At 71.6% G+C, this 19,899-nt stretch carries 13 protein-coding genes; 7 read left to right on the top strand and 6 right to left on the bottom strand.

The features are described from left to right. Positions 1 to 42 precede the first annotated feature (42 nt). The 3 genes from ABZ434_RS29505 to ABZ434_RS29495 all read right to left on the bottom strand — a co-directional run bounded on the left by ABZ434_RS29505 (position 43) and on the right by ABZ434_RS29495 (position 6,089). Positions 43 to 1,563, bottom strand: a complete 1,521-nt coding sequence (locus ABZ434_RS29505; protein WP_359142936.1) for a DUF5719 family protein — start codon at positions 1,561 to 1,563, stop codon at positions 43 to 45. After that, positions 1,560 to 5,450, bottom strand: a complete 3,891-nt coding sequence (locus ABZ434_RS29500; RefSeq protein ID WP_359142934.1) for a glycosyltransferase — start codon at positions 5,448 to 5,450, stop codon at positions 1,560 to 1,562. Before ABZ434_RS29500 ends, ABZ434_RS29505 begins: the two co-directional genes overlap by 4 nt. 375 nt (positions 5,451 to 5,825) lie before the next feature. Then, the gene (locus ABZ434_RS29495) at positions 5,826 to 6,089 is read right to left on the bottom strand and encodes a WhiB family transcriptional regulator (RefSeq protein WP_018103995.1); all 264 of its coding nucleotides are present in this window, start codon (positions 6,087 to 6,089) and stop codon (positions 5,826 to 5,828) included. Positions 6,090 to 6,790: 701 nt separating this feature from the next. On the opposite strand from ABZ434_RS29495, the gene ABZ434_RS29490 reads away from it, so the two are divergent. The 3 genes from ABZ434_RS29490 to ABZ434_RS29480 all read left to right on the top strand — a co-directional run bounded on the left by ABZ434_RS29490 (position 6,791) and on the right by ABZ434_RS29480 (position 9,710). After that, positions 6,791 to 7,282, top strand: a complete 492-nt coding sequence (locus ABZ434_RS29490) for a cysteine dioxygenase family protein (RefSeq protein ID WP_359142932.1) — start codon at positions 6,791 to 6,793, stop codon at positions 7,280 to 7,282. Positions 7,283 to 7,437: 155 nt separating this feature from the next. Beyond that, a complete protein-coding gene (cofD, locus tag ABZ434_RS29485) occupies positions 7,438 to 8,394 on the top strand; it encodes a 2-phospho-L-lactate transferase (protein WP_359142930.1) in 957 nt (318 codons plus the stop codon). Next, entirely contained in the window at positions 8,391 to 9,710 is a 1,320-nt protein-coding gene (locus ABZ434_RS29480) for a coenzyme F420-0:L-glutamate ligase (protein WP_359142928.1), read from the top strand. The genes cofD and ABZ434_RS29480 overlap by 4 nt, the downstream gene beginning before the upstream one ends. 184 nt (positions 9,711 to 9,894) lie before the next feature. Here ABZ434_RS29480 and ABZ434_RS29475 read toward each other — a convergent pair whose 3' ends face one another. The 3 genes from ABZ434_RS29475 to ABZ434_RS29465 all read right to left on the bottom strand — a co-directional run bounded on the left by ABZ434_RS29475 (position 9,895) and on the right by ABZ434_RS29465 (position 13,703). Then, on the bottom strand, positions 9,895 to 10,875 hold the full coding sequence (locus tag ABZ434_RS29475) for a DNA-3-methyladenine glycosylase 2 family protein (protein ID WP_359142926.1): 981 nt from the start codon (positions 10,873 to 10,875) through the stop codon (positions 9,895 to 9,897). Positions 10,876 to 10,964: 89 nt separating this feature from the next. Next, positions 10,965 to 12,056, bottom strand: coding sequence for an NDP-sugar synthase (locus ABZ434_RS29470; RefSeq protein WP_359142924.1), 1,092 nt, complete (start codon positions 12,054 to 12,056; stop codon positions 10,965 to 10,967). A 300-nt stretch (positions 12,057 to 12,356) separates the two neighbouring features. Then, a complete protein-coding gene (locus ABZ434_RS29465) occupies positions 12,357 to 13,703 on the bottom strand; it encodes an N-acetylmuramoyl-L-alanine amidase (RefSeq protein ID WP_359142922.1) in 1,347 nt (448 codons plus the stop codon). Between the two features lie 138 nt (positions 13,704 to 13,841). Here ABZ434_RS29465 and ABZ434_RS29460 point away from each other — a divergent pair, with 138 nt between their 5' ends. The 4 genes from ABZ434_RS29460 to ABZ434_RS29445 all read left to right on the top strand — a co-directional run bounded on the left by ABZ434_RS29460 (position 13,842) and on the right by ABZ434_RS29445 (position 19,896). Beyond that, positions 13,842 to 14,591 carry a TIGR03089 family protein gene (locus ABZ434_RS29460; RefSeq protein WP_359142920.1) on the top strand — a complete coding sequence of 250 codons (750 nt, stop codon included), beginning with the start codon at positions 13,842 to 13,844 and terminating at the stop codon, positions 14,589 to 14,591. Positions 14,592 to 14,794: 203 nt separating this feature from the next. Next, positions 14,795 to 16,159: an LCP family protein gene (locus tag ABZ434_RS29455; protein WP_359142918.1), complete on the top strand. Its 1,365-nt coding sequence runs from the start codon at positions 14,795 to 14,797 to the stop codon at positions 16,157 to 16,159. Between the two features lie 223 nt (positions 16,160 to 16,382). Continuing rightward, on the top strand, positions 16,383 to 18,149 hold the full coding sequence (locus tag ABZ434_RS29450; protein ID WP_359142916.1) for an LCP family protein: 1,767 nt from the start codon (positions 16,383 to 16,385) through the stop codon (positions 18,147 to 18,149). 49 nt (positions 18,150 to 18,198) lie between these two features. After that, the gene (locus tag ABZ434_RS29445; RefSeq protein WP_359142914.1) at positions 18,199 to 19,896 is read left to right on the top strand and encodes an LCP family protein; all 1,698 of its coding nucleotides are present in this window, start codon (positions 18,199 to 18,201) and stop codon (positions 19,894 to 19,896) included. Positions 19,897 to 19,899 lie beyond the last annotated feature (3 nt).

The raw sequence follows: 19,899 nt of genomic DNA, 5'->3' as shown, positions 1-19,899 counted from the left end.
CGCTTGCACGGCCCGCCCCCGCGGTTCGCTCGTGCGGCGCCGTCAGTCGTCCAGGACCGACAGGTCCTGCTCGGCGGCCGGTACCTCGACCGTCCCGCGGTCGTCCGGCAGCGTCTGCACCGTGAACATCGGGATGCCGTCCATCGGGACCATCAGCGTGCGCGCGGCGTGGACCGGGCCGCCCGACTGCGTCTCGACGGTCAGCGCGTACGTCCCCTTGAGCCCCGCCGGTACGGGCGGGGTGACCGCGACCGTCGTGCCGGCGGCGACCTGGTAGGTCTTGCTGACCGGGGTGCCGCCCTTGCTGCCCGCGGACGCCGTGACCTTCACCGTGCCCGCGGCGCCGGGGGCGGTGAGCGAGAGGACCGAACCCTTCGCCCTGTTGTCGGCGGCGGTCGCCTGCGCGCCCACCGGGCCCGTGGCGGGGATGTAGCCGACCTCCTGGTTGTCGCCCTTGCCGCGGACGACCCGCAGGGCGGCCACCACCGGGGTGGCCCTGCCCTTCTCGGCGGGGCTCAGGAGCAGCGAGCCCGCTTCGCCCCTGGTCAGGTCCTTGAGGTCGACGCCGGCCGTCATCTGCGACTTGACGTGCAGTTCCTCGTGTCCCACCGGTGAGACCGCACCCGTCTTGCCGAGGAGCTTCACCTCGAGGTCGGCGTCGTCCTCACCGGGAGCGAAGGCCACCAGCCGCACCGAGGTCGCGTCCGCCGGGATGCCGGGCAGGACCAGGGTGCTCGCCGGCTCGGTGGAGGCGGGGAGCCAGTCGCTGCCGGTCCTGCTGTCCGCGGTCCGGACGACCGCCCCGACACGGCCGGTCCGGGTGGTGACGTGGACGGTCACGTCGTCCTCGGCCTTGCTGGTCAGTGTCGAGATGAGGACGCGGACACCGGACCGGGCGGGCACCGTGATGCCCTCGCCCACATCGGACTTGAGCGTGCCGTCCGGACCGTAGAGCTCGATGTCGGCGACGGCGGCGGTGTCGTCCGGGTTGGTGAGGTGCACGTAGTCCTCACGGGACTTCGCCGTGCTCGCCGCCGGGAACCAGAACTCGGTGTCGGGTGCGGTACAGCTCACCCCGAGCAGCCCGCGGGAGTCGCCCGCCTCGACGGTGGTCGTCTGCTGGGCGGTCCAGCCGGGGGCCAGCCGGCCCGTGGCGGTGCCGACCAGGGCGGGGGCGTCCGCGCCGGACACCTCGGCGGTGGCCGGCTTGCCGGGCTCCTTGAGGAGGACGACCGGCTTGTCCGGATCCGCCTTACCGGTCTTCTTGTCCTTGCTCTTCCCGGTGTCCTTGACGGCGTCCTTGGCGGCCGTGGACAGGAGTTCCGCCGTACCTGCCGGCGTGCCACCGCCCTTCACGGCCGGGGTGAAGGAGGTGTACGCCGTCTCCGCCAGGTCGGACAGGCCGGGGGCCGGGCAGAGCAGGCTGGAGCGTTCGACGGGCAGCCGGACGGCCGGCCCGGCCGTCGTCGTGCCCCCGCCGTCCGGCGCGGTGACCGCGGCGAATCCGGTGACGGCGGCGAGGGCGACGGCCCCGGCGATGAGGGACAGGCTGGTGGACTTCACTCGGACTCGCCTCGCGATGCGTTACGGGTCGGCCACGGGTTCTGGCCCGGGGCGGGGTCCCCGTCAGGGTTCTCGTCGGGGTTCTGCGGGTCGTACGCGCTCTGTTCGCCGTAGGCGCCCTGGGCTGGGTACTGACCCGCGCCGTACTGGCCGGCGTCGTACTGGCCGGGGTCGTACGGGGCGTTGCCGTACTGGCCGCCGGCGTCGTACCGGCCGCCGGTGTCGTACTGCCCGCTGTCGTCCTGCGGGGCGTTGCCGTACTGGTCCTGGCCGTACGGGGCGTACTCGCCCTGCTGCTGCGGATAGCCGTACGGGTCGTAGCCGGCGGAGCCGTCGGGCTGCTGCTGCGGCACGGCACCGTACTGGCCGTCCTGGTACTGCGGATAGCCGGTGCCCTGGTACTGCTGGGCGTCCCATTCCCCGTACTGCTGCTGCGGCACGGCCGCGTACTCACCGGTGTCGCCGTCGGCCTGCTGCGGTACGAAGACGTCCTGGCCGTCGTCGGTGCCGAGCGGTTCCGGCGCGGTGGGCCGGCCGGTCTGCTGCGGGAAGGCGGGTTCCGCCCCCTCCTCGGCGGCCATGGGCTCACCGGCATCGAAGCTCTCGCCGCCCTCGCCCTCCGCGAGCGCGGCCGCGCGCAGCCTGCGGGCCCGGCGCCCCTCACCGGCGACCGGCTCGGCGGGGACGGCCACGTCCTCCTCGGGCAGGTCGTCGTCGATCTCCCGGCGGCGTCCCGGCAGGGCCAGGACCAGCAGGACCACGGTGAGCAGGGCCTGGACCCAGATCCACACGGAGTGCGTGAAGGGCGTCTCGTACGTGAGGTCCAGCGTGCCGCCCTCGGTGGGGAGCTCGAAGCCCTGTGCCCAGCCGTCGACGGTCTTGCGGGTCAGCGGCCGGCCGTCGAGCGTGGCCTGCCAGCCGGGGTCGGCGGCGTCGGCGATGCGCAGCACGCGGCCCGCTGCGCCCGGCTCGATCCTGGTGTGGGCGTCGACGGGCTGCGACCCCACCGGGAGCTGCTCGTCACCGGCGGCCGCCGGGACGATCATGATCCGGGCGACCTGTCGGTCCACCCGCCAGAGAGCGCTGCCGTCCAGCTGGCTGAGGCGGCTGAGGCCCGGGGTCGCGTCGAGGACCCGGCTCATCTGCTTCGGCGCCCCGTCCCGGACGAGGACGTAACGGATGGCGAAGCCGCGGAGCTGGCTGCCCTGGTCGGCGCCGGAGCCCGCGACCAGGTTGGCGACGACCTTGTCGAGGTGGCTGTTGCCCCCGCCCGCCGCCGCCAGTTCGGCGTCGCCCAGGCGCGCGCCGGAGCCGCGTACCAGGGTGTAGGCGACGGAACTGGGTGAGGTGCCGCCGAGCACCAGGGTGCGCGGCTGGTCGCGCGTACCGCTCTCCTCGGCGACGAACGCGGGCACCTGCACCGGGTCGCGGCGCTCCAGGGGGCCCGCCGCGCCACCGATCATCCAGCCCGCGGCGGCCAGCACGGGGGCCACCCCGGCCGCCAGCGCGATCAGGACGGCGACCGGCTGGCGCCAGCCGAAGCTGAGCTCGGCCACCCGGACCCGGGCACCGTCCGCGCCCACCAGGGCGGCTGCGATGAGTGCGGCACCGTAGACCAGGGTGGCCGGGCCCGCCCAGGCGGAGCCGTTGGCCACACCGGCGAAGACCAGGGCCACGAGGGCCACGGCCCAGGCACTGCGTACGGCGAACTGCCGCTCCCCGCGCAGCAGCGCGGCCAGCGCCGCGAGCACGATGCCGAGGAGCAGGACGCCGCCGGCCGCCTTGGGCCCGCCGGGGCTGATCCCGAGGAGGTCCAGCGCGGAGGCCGTGCCCGAACCGCCCTCGAGTCCCGCTTCGTCCAGGAAGGACGACGGGCTCGTCAGGAGCGTGAGCGACCAGGGCGCGAGGATCAGCAGCGGGGTTCCGACCGCGGCGAGGAAGCGGAGGCCGTAGGCCGTGATGTCGTTGCGGCGCAGTGCCAGCACGCCGATGCCGAGCACCACCGCGAGCGGCCAGACGATGGGGGTGAAGGCCATCGCGAGGGTGAGGAGCAGGGTGTACGCCCAGGTGGCCCGCCAGCTGCCGCGGCTCTCGCCGCCGCTCCGCAGGCCGTGCGCGGACACGGCCGTGCGGGCGATCAGCGGAAGCAGGACGGCGAGGACGGCGGTGCCGAGGCGGCCGGTCGCCAGGGCGCCGGTCGCGGCCGGCAGGAAGGCGTACGCGACGCTGGCCCAGGCCCGCAGTAGCCGCGAGGGGAGCAGCGGGCGGGAGACGAAGTACGCGGTGAGTCCGGCGAGCGGGACGGAGCAGACCAGCAGCAGGGTGAGCGCGAAGCCGGTGGAGCCGAGGAACAGCGCGGACAGGGCCGAGATGACGGCCAGGTAGGGCGGCGCGCTCTGGGTGCCGCCGGTGCCGACGGTGTGCCATCCGTCCGCGTAGCGGCTCCACAGGTCGGAGACGTCTCCGGGCGCGGGCAACAGGACGCCGCCGGCCAGTGCGCCGCCGCCGAGGAGGCTGCGGCAGGCGATGAGGGAGACCAGGAGCAGGAGGGCGAAGAGAACCGGGCCCGGCTTGCGCCCGACGCGCTTCAGCCTGGCGAACTGGTCGATCTCCAGGAAGTCGGCGTCGTCGCCGCCCGGGCCGGACTCGACGGCGCCGTGCCGCGATCCGCCGGATTCGGCCTCCGCGCCGCCGCCGAAGTTCCCGGCGACCTGTTCGACGGTCGCGCGGACGGTGGCGCCGGGGGCGGGGAAGAGCCCGCGCAGTTCGGCCGGGTCGATGACGCCCTTGCCGCGGTCGCGCCGGGCGGCGAGGATCCGGCCGGGGCGCAGCAGGGTGCCGAGGAGGCCGGTGACTTCGTCGAGTGCCTGGCCCGGCACCTTGCCGACGAGGTAGGCGAGTGTACGCAGCAGCGTGCCGAGCAGGAGCCGGAGCAGCACCCAGGGCAGCCGTTTGCCGGGGGCGTTGACGAGCATGGTGTAGACGGCGCCGGCCTTGTCGACGCGGTGCGGGCTGGAGACCGAGCGGCCGGCGCAGTCGATGGGGCGGCGTTCGCGGGCGGATGCCTCGGCGTGCCGCAGGACGGCGTCGGGGGCGACGAGCACCCGGTGTCCTGCCATGTGCGCGCGCCAGCACAGGTCGACGTCGTCACGCATCAGGGGCAGCCTGCGGTCGAAGCCGCCGAGCTCCTCCCAGACGTCCCGCCGGATCAGCATGCCCGCGGTCGAGACGGACAGGACGGTACGGATCTGGTCGTGCTGGCCCTGGTCCTGCTCGCGCCGGTCCAGTCCGGTCCAGCGACGTCCGCTGTTGGCGATCGAGACGCCGACTTCGAGGAGCTGCCTGCGGTCGTACCAGCCACGGAGCTTGGGACCGACGATCGCGGCGTGCTGGTCGTTGTCGACGACGCGCAGCATCTCGGCGAGGGCGTCGGGCTCGGGGGCGCAGTCGTCGTGGAGCAGCCAGAGCCACTGCACCGGTTCGCCGTGCGGCAGGTCCGGCAGGTCGTAGGCGTCGTCGCGCCAGGACCTGGTGACGGGGTCCCAGCCGCTGGGGCGCTTCAGGTACGGCAGGTCGTCCGGGGTGAGGACCCCGGCGGTGCGGCTCGCCTCGTCGACGGCGGTGCCGAAGCTCGTACGCCGCGCGAGGTGCAGGACGCGGTCGGCGCCGAGCGCCTCGGTGACCAGTCGCGCGGAGTCGTCGGCGCTGCCGGTGTCGGCGGCGACGACGTTCTGTACGGGGCGTTCCTGCCCGAGCAGCCCGGCGAGCGCGTCGGGCAGCCAGCGTGCGCCGTCGTGGGAGACGAGCACGGCGGTGACGACATGCCGGGGGAACTCTGGGGCGGCGGCGGCCGCGTACGGCGCCGTTGCTTGGCTGTGCACGGACATCGAGGTACGGGCCCTCCGGCCGGGTCCGGGGGACGTCCCCCGGGGGCTGCATCGGTGTACACGCGCGCCCTGTCGGGTCGTTGGCGCGTCTCGGACGGGGCCCCACACTAACGGTACGGATAACCGGGGTGGCGCGGAGCGGCCGAACCAGGGCCGCGGCACAGCGGCGGAGGGCGGCCGGCGCACCGGTCCGGCAGGGCGGCGCAGCGCCCCGGGCGGGCGGGCGCGGAGGCCAGGGGCACGACAATGGCCCGCCGCCTGCGGGCAGGGTGCAGGCGGCGGGCCATGGACGGCGCCGGTCCGGGGAGGGTCCGCTCCTCGGGGGCCGGCTTCTTGTGGCCTGCCTTCGCGGCCGGGCGTTCCGTAGGGGCCGGGTCAGACCGCGGCCTTCTTGAGGCGCCGTCGCTCCCGCTCGGAAAGACCGCCCCAGATACCGAATCGCTCGTCCTTGGAAAGGGCGTACTCAAGGCATTCGGACCGGACTTCACAAGCGAGACAGACCTTCTTGGCCTCGCGGGTGGATCCGCCCTTCTCGGGGAAGAAGGACTCGGGATCGGTCTGGGCGCACAGTGCGCGCTCCTGCCAGCCGAGTTCCTCGTCCGCGTCCTCGACCAGCAGTTGCTGGAACAGCTCGGTCATGTGCGCCCCTCGTCTGTCTCTTGCGTCCCGTGATGCGGCCGTTATCGAATCGGCCGAACGACACGAGTGAAATTACAAGTGTGTAGCTCCGGTCCGGTCAAGCTCAGATCTGCTATTGGGCCCGGTATTCACTCTGCGGAACCAAGCCTATGCGTAAAGTGTGCAAATCACCAAAAACCTGACATATGCCATAGGCTTCGCCACGCTCCGAGCCTCCACAGGCAAGAACTCCCATGAGGGTGGAGACGTTGCGATTCGATCACCGAAGCGACCAAGATCACATTCGGGTCACAGGGGCCCGATCACGTTTGCCGCTGCGGTTGTTGCGCCATGTCTCCGGCGCGGGGGCTGCATAAACCTTTCTCCGCATGGAGTAACCGGATGAGGTGAAACATCAGCCCTAAATCGGGCATTGGGTTGACAGTCGAAGGTTCTCCGGTTCTCCTTGATGTCATGCCAGCGACCTCAGACACGCGCGCCACCCACATCCGTGGGTTCCGCAGCGCTGTCCAGGCCCGCTGTTGCTGTTCCAGCTGTCTCAGCTGTTGAAGCCCTCGCGCTCCAGCTCGACACAGCTCATCCCGGACCCCGGGCCCTCCCCACGCGGCTTCGAAGTTCCGCGGTCACCGGTCCCCAGGTCCTGCGACACCCCAGCATCCGCACTGCACCACCTGCATCCCTGCCGAGGAACCACCGCACCCATGAACAGCGACAGCGACCTCCAGATCGCCGGAGACCTCCTCGAGGTCCAGCACCTCCTGCGCCCCGCCCCCGAGCACCCCGCCACGGTGGCCGAGTTCGTCGGGCTCGCCCGCACCATCGCCAACGACCGCTCCCAATGGGCCCCGCTCGTCCGGTACGACACCACCACCCGCTGGTACCACCGGCTCCGCACCGGACCCGGCTACGAGGTCTGGCTGCTCAGCTGGGTCCCCGGCCAGGGCAGCGGCCTCCACGACCACGGCCCGTCCTCCGGCGTACTCACCGTGCTGGACGGCGAACTGACCGAGCGCACGGACCGCGGCCAGCGGACTCTCGACGCCGGCGCGCAGCGCGTCTTCGCCCCCGGCTACATCCACGAAGTGGTCAACGACTCCCTCGAACCGGCCGTCAGCCTGCACGTCTACTACCCGGGCCTGACCGACATGCCGATGCACACCGCGCAGTGCGCCGCGGTCCCCGCCACGGTCTGACACCCGCCACCACCCCGACAAGGATCAGGCTCCGCCTGACAGTCCCACCCGTCACCCGCCACCACCCCGACAAGGATCAGGCTCCGCCTGACAGTCCCACCCGTCACCCGCCACCACCCCGACAAGGATCAGGCTCCGCCTGACAGACTGATTGCATGCGCATTGTGGTTCTGGCCGGCGGTATCGGTGGTGCTCGTTTTCTGCGTGGCCTCAAGGAGGCCGCGCCCGACGCGGACATCACGGTGATCGGCAACACCGGTGACGACATCCATCTGTTCGGCCTCAAGGTCTGCCCCGACCTCGACACCGTGATGTACACCCTCGGCGGTGGCATCAACGAGGAACAGGGCTGGGGCCGTACCGACGAGAGTTTCCACGTCAAGGAGGAACTCGCGGCATACGGCGTCGGCCCCGAGTGGTTCGGGCTCGGCGACCGTGACTTCGCCACCCACATCGTCCGTACGCAGATGCTCGGCGCGGGCTATCCGCTGAGCGCCGTCACCGAGGCGCTCTGTGCGCGCTGGAAGCCGGGGGTCCGGCTGCTGCCGATGTCCGACGACCGGATCGAGACGCATGTGGCGGTCGACGTCGACGGCGAGAGCAGGGCCATCCACTTCCAGGAGTACTGGGTGAAACTGCGCGCCTCCGTCCCCGCGCAGGCGATCGTGCCCGTCGGCGCCGAACAGGCCAAGCCGGCACCGGGCGTCCTGGAGGCGATCGCCGGGGCCGACGTCATCCTCTTCCCGCCGTCGAACCCTGTGGTGTCCGTAGGGACCATCCTCGCCGTGCCCGGGATCCGGGAGGCCATCGCCGAGGCCGGGGTGCCGGTCGTCGGCCTCTCCCCCATCGTCGGGGACGCACCGGTGCGCGGGATGGCGGACAAGGTCCTCGCCGCGGTGGGCGTCGAGTCGACGGCCGCGGCGGTCGCCCAGCACTACGGTTCGGGGCTGCTCGACGGATGGCTCGTCGACACCGTGGACGCGGGGGCCGTGGACGAGGTGGAGTCCGCGGGCATCCGCTGCCGCTCGGTACCGCTGATGATGACCGACGTCGCCGCCACGGCCGAGATGGCGCGGCAGGCGCTGGCCCTGGCCGAGGAGGTCCGCGCATGAGCGCCGCCGCCCCGGACTCCGCCCCCTCGTACCGGGTGTGGGCGCTGCCCGGCATGCCCGAGGTGCGGGCCGGGGACGACCTCGCGAAGCTGATCGCCGCCACCGAGCCCGCACTGGCCGACGGTGACGTCCTGCTCGTCACCTCGAAGATCGTCTCCAAGGCGGAGGGCCGGATCGTCGAGGCCGCCGACCGGGAGGCGGCGATCGACGCCGAGACGGTACGGGTGGTGGCGCGGCGCGGCACGCTGCGCATCGTGGAGAACCGGCAGGGCCTGGTCATGGCCGCCGCCGGAGTCGACGCGTCGAACACCCCCGCCGGAACGGTCCTGCTGCTCCCCGAGGACCCGGACGCCTCGGCGCGGACGATCAGGGAGGGGCTGCGGGACACCCTCGGGGTCGATGTCGGAGTCGTCGTCACGGACACCTTCGGGCGGCCGTGGCGCAACGGGCTGACCGATGTCGCGATCGGCGCGGCCGGAGTGCGGGTGCTGGACGATCTGCGGGGCGGCAGTGACGCGTACGGCAATCCGCTGAGCGCGACCGTGGTCGCCACCGCGGACGAGCTGGCCTCGGCCGGTGACCTGGTCAAGGGCAAGGCCGACGGGTTGCCCGTCGCGGTCGTGCGGGGGCTGGGCCACGTACTGGACCCGGACGACGCCGCCGGGGCCCGCGCGATGGTGCGGGTGGCGGCCGACGACATGTTCCGGCTGGGGACGTCCGAGGCGGTACGGGAGGCGGTCACCCAGCGGCGCACGGTCCGCGAGTTCACCGACGAGCCGGTGGATCCGGGGGCGGTGCGGCGTGCCGTGGCCGCGGCGGTGACGGCCCCGGCGCCCCACCACACGACGCCCTGGCGGTTCGTCCTGCTGGAGTCGCCGGAGTCGCGGACCTGGCTGCTGGACGCGATGCGGGACGCGTGGATCGCGGATCTGCGGCGTGACGGCAAGAACGAGGAGTCGATCGCCAAGCGGGTGCGGCGGGGCGATGTGCTGCGCCGGGCGCCGTACCTGGTGGTGCCGTGCATGGTGATGGACGGCTCCCACACGTACGGGGACGCGCGGCGGGACGCGGCGGAGCGCGAGATGTTCGTGGTCGCCGCGGGCGCCGGGATCCAGAACTTCCTGGTGGCGCTGGCAGGCGAGGGGCTCGGCTCGGCGTGGGTGTCCTCGACGATGTTCTGCCGGGATGTCGTGAGGGAGGTCCTGGACCTGCCTCCGTCGTGGGACCCGTTGGGGGCGGTGGCTGTGGGGCGGGCCGCGGTGTCGCCTTCGGCGCGGGGGGTACGGGCCGCGGAGGCTTTTGTCGCTGTGCGGTGAGGCGGTGACCGGTGCGGGGTGGTTTCGGCGCCCCGGACCCCGGTCCTCAATCGCCGGACGGGCTTGATCTGGCCGCCCTGATCCGAAGAGGGAGCCGGGAAGGCTGATGGGGCCGCCCTGATCCGTGAAGAAGCCGGGCCGGCTTGGCTTGGCGCCCTGGTCAGCGAAGAGCCCGGACGGCTTCCTACAGACGGGCGATGTTGCGTGGCTGCATGCGGGGGGCGCGGCGGGACGGGGTGTTGTCCGAGAGCATGATCAGGCGGGTGGCCCGGTGGCGTTGGCCCTCGTACGGGGCCAGCAGGGACAGCATCTCCGCGTCGTCGGCGTTCCGGTTGCCGGCCAGCGCGTGGCCGACGATTCCGGGCAGGTGGAGGTCGCCGACCGTCACCGCGTCCGCCGCGCCGTTCGCCCGTTGCAGGGTCTCCGCGGCCGTCCACGGGCCGATGCCGGGGATCGCCTGGAGGCGGGCCATGGCCTCGGGCAGCTCCATGACGGCCGCCTCCTCCATGCGGCGGGCCACCCGGACCGCGCGCAGGATCGTCGCCGAGCGCTTGCTGTCCACGCCGGCGCGGTGCCACTCCCAGGACGGGATCAGCGACCAGGTCCGGGCGTCCGGCATGACGTAGAGGCCGTACTCCTGCGGGCCCGGCGCCGGCTCTCCGTACGTACGGACCAACAGCCGCCAGGCGCGGTACGCCTCGTCCGTGGTGACCTTCTGCTCCAGGACCGACGGGATCAGGGACTCCATCACCAGGCCGGTGCGCAGCAGCCGAAGGCCCGGGCGACGGTGGTGGGTCATGGCGAGCAGGCGGTGTCGCGGGGCGAAGGCCGCCGGGTCGTCCGTCTCGCCGAGCAGGGTCGGCAGCTGGTCCAGCAGCCAGGCCGCGCCGGGCCCCCAGGCCGCGGCTTCGATCCGGCCGTCCCGGGCCACGACGTGGAGCGTGCCGGGGCCCGCGGGGGTGCGGCTGGCCCGGCGGACCGAGCCGTCCGCGGACATCCGGAACGTGGGGTCGGCGGGGCCGCGGCGCAGCGGGCCGAGGACGAGCCGCAGGTCGAGAGGGCCCGGTGGGGTCCAGGCGCGGGTGAGCGGCGCCGGTACGGGCGTCGCCTGCTGGTGCGGGACGGCCACGCGCGGGGCGCTGCGGGGAGCGAATCGTCCTGCCACGGATGAGGTCCTCGGTAGTCGGGGGTGCCTGTCGAGGGTACGGCTGTTTCCGGCCACTCGGTGAGTCCACGAGGGAGTGGCCGGTCCGGTCATTCGTCCGAGGAGAACCTCACCGACGCGGCGGGCAGGTGTGCCCCGCACCAGATGCGGACGCCGTCGCGCAGTTCGTTGTCGGCACCGACCTTGGCCCCGTCTCCGACGACCGCACCCGCCAGCACCGTACGGCTGCCGATCCTGGCACCCGCTCCGACCATGGAGTCCGTGATCACGGCGCCCGGTTCGACGACCGCGCCGGCGAGCACGGTGGAGCCGTCGATCCTGGCGCCCGCGCCGATGACGGCGTCGGCGCCGATGACCGTACCGCCGGAGAGTTTGGCGTCGGGTGCGACGGAGGCGGTCGGCAGGACGAGGCGGTCGCCGCAGCGGCCGGGAACGGCCGGGGACGGGGCGCGGCCGAGGACCAGGTCGGCGGAGCCGCGTATGAACGCCTGCGGGGTACCGAGATCCAGCCAGTACGTGGAGTCGACCATGCCCTGGAGGTGCGCGCCGTCGGCCAGCAGTCCGGGGAAGGTCTCGCGTTCCACGGAGACCGGGCGGCCCGCAGGGATGGTGTCGATGACCGACCGGCGGAAGATGTACGCCCCCGCGTTGATCTGGTCGGTGACGATCTCCTCGGGCGTCTGCGGTTTCTCCAGGAACGCGGTGACCCGGCCGGTGTCGTCCGTCGGCACGAGGCCGAAGGCGCGCGGGTCGTCGACCCGGGTCAGGTGGAGGGAGACGTCCGCTCCGGAGTCGGCGTGCGAGGTGACCAGCGCGCGGATGTCGAGGCCGGTGAGGATGTCTCCGTTGAAGATGAGGACCGGTTCGTCCGGACCCGAGGTGAGCCGCCGGGCGACGTTGCGGATGGCGCCGCCGGTGCCGAGCGGTTCACGTTCGGTGACGTACTCGATGTGGAGGCCGAGCGACGAGCCGTCACCGAAGTACGGCTCGAAGACCTCCGCCAGGTACGACGTCGCGAGGACGATGTGCTCGACCCCGGCGGCCCGGGCACGCGCCAGCTGGTGCGTGAGGAAGGGGACGCCTGCTGCCGGAACCATGGGTTTCGGGGTGTGCACCGTGAGCGGGCGCAGCCGGGTTCCCTTGCCGCCGACCAGGAGAATCGCTTCTTTTGCCTCTGTCACAGCACTGTCTCTGCTTCCTGCTGGGGCCGGGCCTGTTGAGAAGCTGTTGTCCGGATCTCCGCTGGATCGGCGCGGGGCGTCCGGCGCGGTCGCTCGCAGGGTGCCGGAGTGTCCTCATGGCGGAGCCATTCGGTGCTTCGGCAGCGTTGCGAGCGGCCGTGCCGGACGCCCCTCGCCCAGCGGAGATCGGACAACAGTTTCTTCGGCTGGCCAGTGTATGCAGACCGGTGGAGGGTCCCCGGTCAGCAGCCCGCAGCGGGCCCCCGGCGCGGCAGGCGCCGGTTCACGGCTCCTCTCGCGTCAGCGGCCCTGCAGCCGGGCCGAAGCGGTCCGGGCCGTGCCGAGCTTCTTGTAGAGACGCGCTCCGGGGCATTCGGTTGCGAATCCGTCCCGGTGGCCGGAGATGACGTTGAGTTTGACCTTCTTGCCCTTCTTGTACTTGTTGCTGCCGCCCGAGACCAGGGTCACCTTGCCCTTGGGGTTGCCGCCGAACAGCCCGAGCTTCCAGGCGGTGAGCTTGGAGACGGCGTTCACGGCCGCGGCCGGCGGGTTCGACTTGGTGAAGGTCCCGAGCACGGCGATGCCCATGCTGTTGGTGTTGAAGCCGAGCGTGTGCGCGCCCATGACGGCCTTCGTCACGCCTCCGGCGCGGCCCTCGTAGATGTTTCCGCACTTGTCGACGGCGAAGTTGTAGCCGATGTCGCGCCAGCCGCTGCTCTTGACGTGGTAGCGGTAGATGCCGCGCAGGACCGAGGGGGCCTGGGAGCACGTGTAGTTGTTGCCGGTGGCGCTGTGGTGGATGAAGGCGGCTTTGACGCTCTTCGTGTACGCGAAGCCCTTCTCGCGGAGCTTCTCGTCGGCACCCCAGCCCTTGCGGGTGATGATGCGCGGACGGGGGCCGATGTACGGCTTGGCGGCGGGCGTGAGGCCGGCGGCCTCCTCGGTCCCGGCCCTGCTGAGGGCCGGGAGCGCGGTGGTGTCGAGCGAGGTGGCACGGCCGGCACCCGCCGCGCCGGTGTCGGGCGTCTGCGCCTGGTCGGCGCCGGTGACCTGGTGCGGGTCCTTGCCGGGGTCGACGAGTTCGAGGTGCAGGCCCGCGGGCAGCGGTACGGGGGCTTCGGCGCTCTCGCCGGAGGGCTCGGGGCTCACCCTGACCTCGACGCCGTCGGAGTCGCCGACCCAGAGCGGGGCGGTGGAGCCGCGGGCGGCGCCCGCGTCACGCTCGGCGGTCCCGGCGTCGGCGGAGTGCTCGGCGTTGTGCGTCTCCAGGTCCTGCCAGTCGGACCAGCGGCCGGTGCCGGTGGCGCGGGTGCGGACCTGGGCGGTGCCGTGGAGCTCGGTGTCCACGTCGTCCCAGACGACGCCGACCAGGGAGAACGGCTGGACGTCACGTTCGGACAGCCCCTGCTCGGCGGCCGCGGCGGCGGGTGCGCCGGTGGCCCGTACGGAGGGGGAGGCCAGCGGGTTCAGGGCCAGGGACTGCGTCGAGCCGGGCACCTGGGCCGGTTCGGACGTCTCGGCGGGCAGGGATCCCGCGGTGGCCGGGTGGGCGGGGGTGTCGGGGGCGGCGCCCGCGGGCGCGGCGAGCGGCAGCACGAGGGCTGACGCGCAGGTGACACCTATGGCGGATGCAATGAAGGCACGCATACATATGATCCTTGGCATAAGCCCACCACTCCGGCGACCCGGACTTTTCCGGGCAATTGACGGCTCGTCTGCCGAACCGGTGTACTCGGCTCCTGCCGCACCCGGCCCCTCCCGGCACCGCCGCGTACCCTTCTGCGAATGAACGCCAGCGACCGCACCCCTGCCGACCTGCTGCGTTCCGCGCTCGCCGCGGACCCGGCCCGCCCCATGGTCACTTTCTACGACGACGCCACCGGAGAGCGCGTCGAACTGTCGGTGGCCACCTTCGCCAATTGGGTGGCCAAGACGGCGAACCTGCTGCAGGGCGACCTCGCCGCCGAGCCCGGCGACCGGCTCGCCCTGCTGCTGCCCGCGCACTGGCAGTCCGCGGTCTGGCTGCTGGCCTGCGCCTCGGTCGGCGTGGTCGCCGATGTGCAGGGGGATCCCGCCGCCGCCGACCTCGTCGTCTCCGGGCCGGACAGCCTGGACGCCGCGCGGGCCTGCCGCGGCGAGCGGATCGCGCTGGCGCTGCGCCCGCTGGGCGGCAGGTTCCCGCAGGCCCCGGAGGGCTTCGCGGACTACGCCGTCGAGGTGCCGGGCCAGGGTGACCGGTTCGCCCCGTTCGCGCCCGTCGACCCGGACGCCCCGGCGCTGACGGTGGGCGGTGCGGGGTTCACCGGGGCGGAACTGGTCGCGCGGGCGCGCGCCGACGGTGCCGCACTGGGGCTGGGCGCCGGGTCGCGGCTGCTGTCGGGGCGTACGTACGACACCTGGGACGGCCTCAGCGCCGGGCTCTTCGCACCGCTCGCCACGGGGGGCTCCGTGGTCCTGTGCCGGCATCTGGGGCAACTGGGCGAGGACGCGCTGGCTCAGCGCGTCGAGAGCGAGCGGGTCACGCGGACCGTGTGACGGCCGACGGGCTCCCGCCAACACCGCGGTATGACAAGCGGTCTGAGGGCCACCCGTCCGGCCCAAGGTGGGCCGAGCCCTCCCACCGATGCGTCAACTCCGGTACATGATCTGCGGTACAGACCACTCGAGGCACAACCAAGCGTGAGGTTCAGCCGTCTACTTCTGCGACCGGCGGCCGAACGCGCTGCCGAATGTGAAGGATGGACGCAGACGTGACCGAAAGCGGCGGCACGCCGGCCGACCCCGACGACTCGGCCGCGGACGGAGACGGGACGCCCGGCGACTCGGCCGCGGGCGAGAGCCGGGCGCCGGACGGGTCGCCCGGTGCGGAGCCCGGCAAGAACCACGCCCCGGGTGGTGAGACGCGCAGCGGGTCCGGCAGCGGGCCGTCGCACGGAGTGCCGCCGGAAGGCTCCGGCGGACCGGGCCCGACCGTCGACATCGTCGTCAAGCGCAGGCGTCACTGGCTGCGTTGGACCGCCCTCGGCGCCTCGTTCGTCGTGCTCGTCGCCGCGGGGGCCGGCTGGTGGCTGTACAAGAAGCTGGACGGCAACATCCGGACGGACACCTCCGCGGCCGCCGAACTGAGGGCGTACGAGAAGGAGCGCCCCTCCTCCGTGGTCCACGACGCGCAGAACATCCTGCTCATCGGATCGGACAGCCGGGCCGGGGACAACCGCAAGTACGGCCGCGACGACGGCGGCAGCCAGCGCTCGGACACCACGATCCTTCTCCACCTGGCCGCGAACCGTAAGAGCGCCACGGCCATGTCCCTCCCCCGCGATCTGATGGTGAACATCCCGGAGTGCCACAAGCCGGACAAAACTGTCAGCAAGCCGCAGTTCGCGCAGTTCAACTGGGCCTTCGAGGTCGGTGGAACCGCCTGCACCATCCGCACGGTCGAGAAGATGACCGGCATCCGCATCGACCACCACATGGTCGTCGACTTCAACGGCTTCAAGAACATGGTCGACGCGGTGGACGGGGTCGAGATCTGCCTGAAGAAGCCGATCAACGACAAGGCCGCACACCTGGAACTGCCCGCCGGCCGCCAGAAGCTCACCGGCGAGCAGGCCCTGGGGTACGTACGGGCCCGCAAGTCCATCGGCAACGGCAGCGACACCGAACGGATGGACCGCCAGCAGCAGTTCCTGGGCGCCCTGGTGAACAAGGTGCAGAGCAACGGGGTCCTGCTCAACCCCACCCGGCTCTACCCGGTGCTGGACGCGGCCACCAAGGCGCTGACCACCGACCCGGGGCTGGACAGCCTGAAGGACCTCTACGACCTGGTGCGCGGCATGCGCAACGTACCGACCGACAAGGTGCAGTTCCTGACCGTCCCCCGGCAGCCGTACACCGCCAACGCAAACCGGGACGAACTGGTGCAGCCCGACGCGGACAAGCTGTTCAGGCAACTGCGTGAGGACAAGCCCGTCGCCGTCGTGCCCGCGGATCAGCTGAAGGATGACGACCGGAAAAACGCTGACGCCACCGACGCCTCGGGCCCGACGCCCACACCCACCTACTCGGGGAACAATGCGGCAACCGACCTGTGCAAGCAGTAAAGCAATGACCAAGCGGACATCAACGTTCGGTGTGCAATGGGAAGAATGCCCGGTTGTAAGGGCCGTGGAATAGGTCACGCCCGTCGCTGGACAGCGAATGGGACGGATAGTGTGACGCGATCCGGTGCTTCCGGCCAGTCGGCCGCGCACTTACGGAGCGAAGGATTGAGCGCCTTATCGGGGGAGGCGCCTCGCGTGGCACCGACGGAGGACTCAAACGACCGTGGATGCACAAGGCCGTGGGCGGGCGGAAGAAATCGATCCCGCAGACCAATGGGTTCTCAACCCGGACACCGGCGACTACGAACTGCGACTGAATCATTCCGGAGGGGATTCGGCCAGGGCGTCAGAGGTTTCGGCTCCGCGGGGTTCCCGGCGCAGAGGTGCCGTCCGTGAAGGGGAGGGTGACAGCCGCGGTACGGCGGGCGAGGGTGCTCGCCGCAGCCGTGAGGTGCCGCGGCAGGGTGGCCGTCGTTCGGCCCCCGGGGCGCGGGGCCAGGAGGCTGCCGCTTCCACCGAGAACGGCGCAGGCCGCCGCAAGCGCAAGGCGCCCAAGGCCCGCCGCAAGAAGGCGCTGCTCTGGACGGGAGGGGTGATGGCCTTCCTGCTCGTCGCCGTCTCGGCCGGCGGGTACTGGCTGTACCAGCACTTCAACGGCAATCTGAACTCCGTGGACATCGGCGACCGCGGCAACAAGGACGTCGTGACCGCGAACGCGCCCCTCAACATATTGGTCATCGGGACGGACAAGCGGACCGGCAAGGGCAACGAGGGCTACGGCGACAAGGGCAGTGCCGGCCACGCCGACACGAACATCCTGTTCCACGTGTCCGAGGACCGCACCAACGCCACGGCGATGAGCATCCCCCGCGACCTCATGACCAACATCCCGGACTGCAAGAGCAAGCAGGCGGACGGGTCCGAGAAGACCATCCCGGGCACGCAGAACGTCCGGTTCAACACCAGCCTCGGCCAGGACGGCCGCGACCCGGGCTGCACGATGGACACCGTCAAGGAGATCACCGGCCTGACGGTCGACCACTTCATGATGGTCGACTTCAACGCGGTCAAGGAGCTGTCGACGGCGGTCGGCGGCGTCAAGATCTGCCTGGCCCACGCGGTCAAGGACGACAAGTCGCACCTCGACCTGCCGGCGGGCCCGAACACCGTTCAGGGCGAGGAGGCGCTGGCGTTCGTACGGACCCGGCACGCCTACGCCAACGGGAGCGACCTCGACCGGATCAAGGGCCAGCAGCAGTTCCTCGGCTCGATGATCCGCCAGATGAAGTCGAACGACACGCTGACGAGCCCGAAGAAGCTGTTCAAGCTGGCGGACGCGGCGACCAAGGCGCTGACGGTCGACTCGGCCATCGACTCGGTGCCGAAGCTGAGCACGCTCGCCAAGGAACTCACCAAGATCGACACGAAGAACATCTCGTTCGTCACGCTGCCGGTGATCGACAACCCGGCCGAGCCCAAGCCGATCACGGTGGTCGTGGACCCGGTGAAGGCGCCTCAGCTGTTCTCGATGATGCAGGCGGACACCTCGCTGACCGAGGTGGCCGCGCAGAAGAAGGCTGCCAAGAGCAAGCAGGACGCACTGCTCAAGGGGACGAAGGCAGCGGCCGCCGATGTGCGCGTCGATGTCTACAACGGCGGCGAGGTCGCCGGTGGTGCCCAGCAGACCGTCACCTGGCTGCAGAACGACAAGGGCGTCCTGAAGTCCACGAACAAGGCCAATGCCCCGGCGAAGGCCGCCAGGACGACACTCGAGTACGCGCCGAACCAGGCCGACCAGGCCCGGGCGCTCGCCGAGATGATGGGGCTTCCCGCATCGGCGATGAAGCCGGGCACCGAGGATGCCGTCGGCCTGCAGGCGATGGTGCTGACGCTGGGGGCGGACTTCAAGGGCGCGGGCACCCCCATCACCGGGCCGGCGAAGATCGACATTCCGAAGTCCAGCGCCGACAAGGCAGAGTGCGCCAAGTGACACCGGGTCACCGCGCGATATCGCGAGTCTGAACAGCAGGGGGGTCCTGGTGGGACGGAGCAGCACGCCCGGGGAGGGGACGCGACCACGCGTCCGGCATGCCGGCCAACTCGGCTGGGACGACGACCTCTACGAGGACGGGGACAGCGGCAAGGGGGCCGCGGAACCCGAGACCGGTGAGAGCAGGGGCGGGGGCGGAGGCCGGCGCGCCGCCGGCCATGGCGGACGCCGCGGCCGGCCCCGCCGCGCCCCCAAGAAGAAGCACCGCGTCCTGCGCTGGACGGCCTTCACCCTCGCCTTCCTCATACTCGGCACCGGCGCGGCCGGTTATCTCTGGTACGAGCACCTGAACAGCAACCTCCGCAAGGGTGAGCGGAGCGCGGGCAACAGCGCGGCCAAGAAGAAGGCGCCGAACGCCGCGGGCCAGACGCCGCTGAACATTCTGCTGATCGGCTCCGACAGCCGTAACAGCAAGGAGAACCTGAAGCTCGGCGGCTCCAAGAAGAGCGTCGGCGGCACCCCGCTCGCCGATGTGCAGATGCTGCTCCACGTGTCGGCCGACCGGAAGAACGCCTCGGTCATCAGCATCCCGCGCGACACCCGGGTGAACATCCCGGCCTGCGAGAATCCCGACACCCACGAGAAGTACCCCGCCACCAACGGCATCATCAACGAGACGCTCCGCGGCGGCCCCGGCTGCACACTGGACACCTGGGAGCAGCTCACGAAGGTCTACATCGACCACTGGATGATGGTCGACTTCGCCGGTGTGGTGGACATGGCGGACGCCGTGGGCGGTGCCTGGGTGTGTGTGAACCAGAACGTCAACGACGTGTCCAAGCCCGGCGTGCCCGGAGGCTCCCACCTGAGGCTGACGGCGGGCCGGCACAAGATCAAGGGCGAGGACGCGCTGAAGTGGCTGCGCACCCGGCACGCCTTCGAGAGCGACATCGGCCGCTCCAAGGCCCAGCACATGTATCTGAACTCCGTCATGCGTGAACTGAAGAGCCAGAACGCGTTCACGGACACCGGTCGTCTGATGAACCTCGCCGAGACCGCGACCAAGTCCCTCCAGGTCTCCGAGGAGATCGGCACGGTGAAGAAGCTGTTCGACCTCGGCATGCAGCTGAAGAACGTGCCGCTGGACAAGATGAACATGCTGACGATGCCGCGCATCGCCGACCCCGAGAACCCCGACGCCCACGTCCTGCCGAAGCCGGGTGCCGCCGACAAGCTCTGGGCGATGCTGCGTGACGACCAGTCGCTCGACCCCAAGGACCGTGCCAAGGCGGCGAAGAAGGTGGCGGCCGGCCCGAAGGCGGGCGCTCCCGCCTCGCTCGGTGTGACGGTCGTCAACGGCACCTCCGCGGACGGTCAGGCCGCCACCGAGGGTCGCGCCGGGGTCGTCCGCGACCTGCTGAAGGCCAAGGGGTTCACCGAGGCGGACACGTCGACCGAGCCCGGATCGGCGCTGACGACCGAGGTGACCTACCCGCACAGCGCGGGCGCCCAGGGCAAGGCGGACGCGCTGTCGGTCGCCAAGGCGCTGTCGCTGCCGACCAGCGCCGTCACGGAGACACCGGACGGGGCGGGGCTGACGCTCACGGTCGGCTCCGACTGGCGGACCGGAACCACGTTGCCGAAGGCCGTGGAGGACGACAGCGACCCGTTGGAGGGCACCGAGTCGGTCAACAGCGCCAAGACGGACGACTGCATGGACGTGTACTGGCCCTACCGCCAGATGTAGCGG

The organism is Streptomyces sp. NPDC005761, assembly GCF_040630635.1.
In the GTDB taxonomy this organism is placed as follows: Bacteria; Actinomycetota; Actinomycetes; order Streptomycetales; family Streptomycetaceae; genus Streptomyces.
The sequence above is the reverse complement of the archived record's forward strand: the minus strand, read 5'-3'. Positions and strand labels throughout refer to the sequence as shown.

Excerpts from the sequence above, each read along its gene's own strand:
- ABZ434_RS29500 (WP_359142934.1), bottom strand. The coding sequence starts at position 5,450 with ATGTCCGTGCACAGCCAAGCAACGGCGCCGTACGCGGCCGCCGCCGCC.
- ABZ434_RS29495 (WP_018103995.1), bottom strand. The coding sequence starts at position 6,089 with ATGACCGAGCTGTTCCAGCAACTGCTGGTCGAGGACGCGGACGAGGAA.
- ABZ434_RS29490 (WP_359142932.1), top strand. The coding sequence starts at position 6,791 with ATGAACAGCGACAGCGACCTCCAGATCGCCGGAGACCTCCTCGAGGTC.
- cofD (WP_359142930.1), top strand. The coding sequence starts at position 7,438 with ATGCGCATTGTGGTTCTGGCCGGCGGTATCGGTGGTGCTCGTTTTCTG.
- ABZ434_RS29480 (WP_359142928.1), top strand. The coding sequence starts at position 8,391 with ATGAGCGCCGCCGCCCCGGACTCCGCCCCCTCGTACCGGGTGTGGGCG.
- ABZ434_RS29465 (WP_359142922.1), bottom strand. The coding sequence starts at position 13,703 with ATGCGTGCCTTCATTGCATCCGCCATAGGTGTCACCTGCGCGTCAGCC.
- ABZ434_RS29460 (WP_359142920.1), top strand. The coding sequence starts at position 13,842 with ATGAACGCCAGCGACCGCACCCCTGCCGACCTGCTGCGTTCCGCGCTC.
- ABZ434_RS29455 (WP_359142918.1), top strand. The coding sequence starts at position 14,795 with ATGGACGCAGACGTGACCGAAAGCGGCGGCACGCCGGCCGACCCCGAC.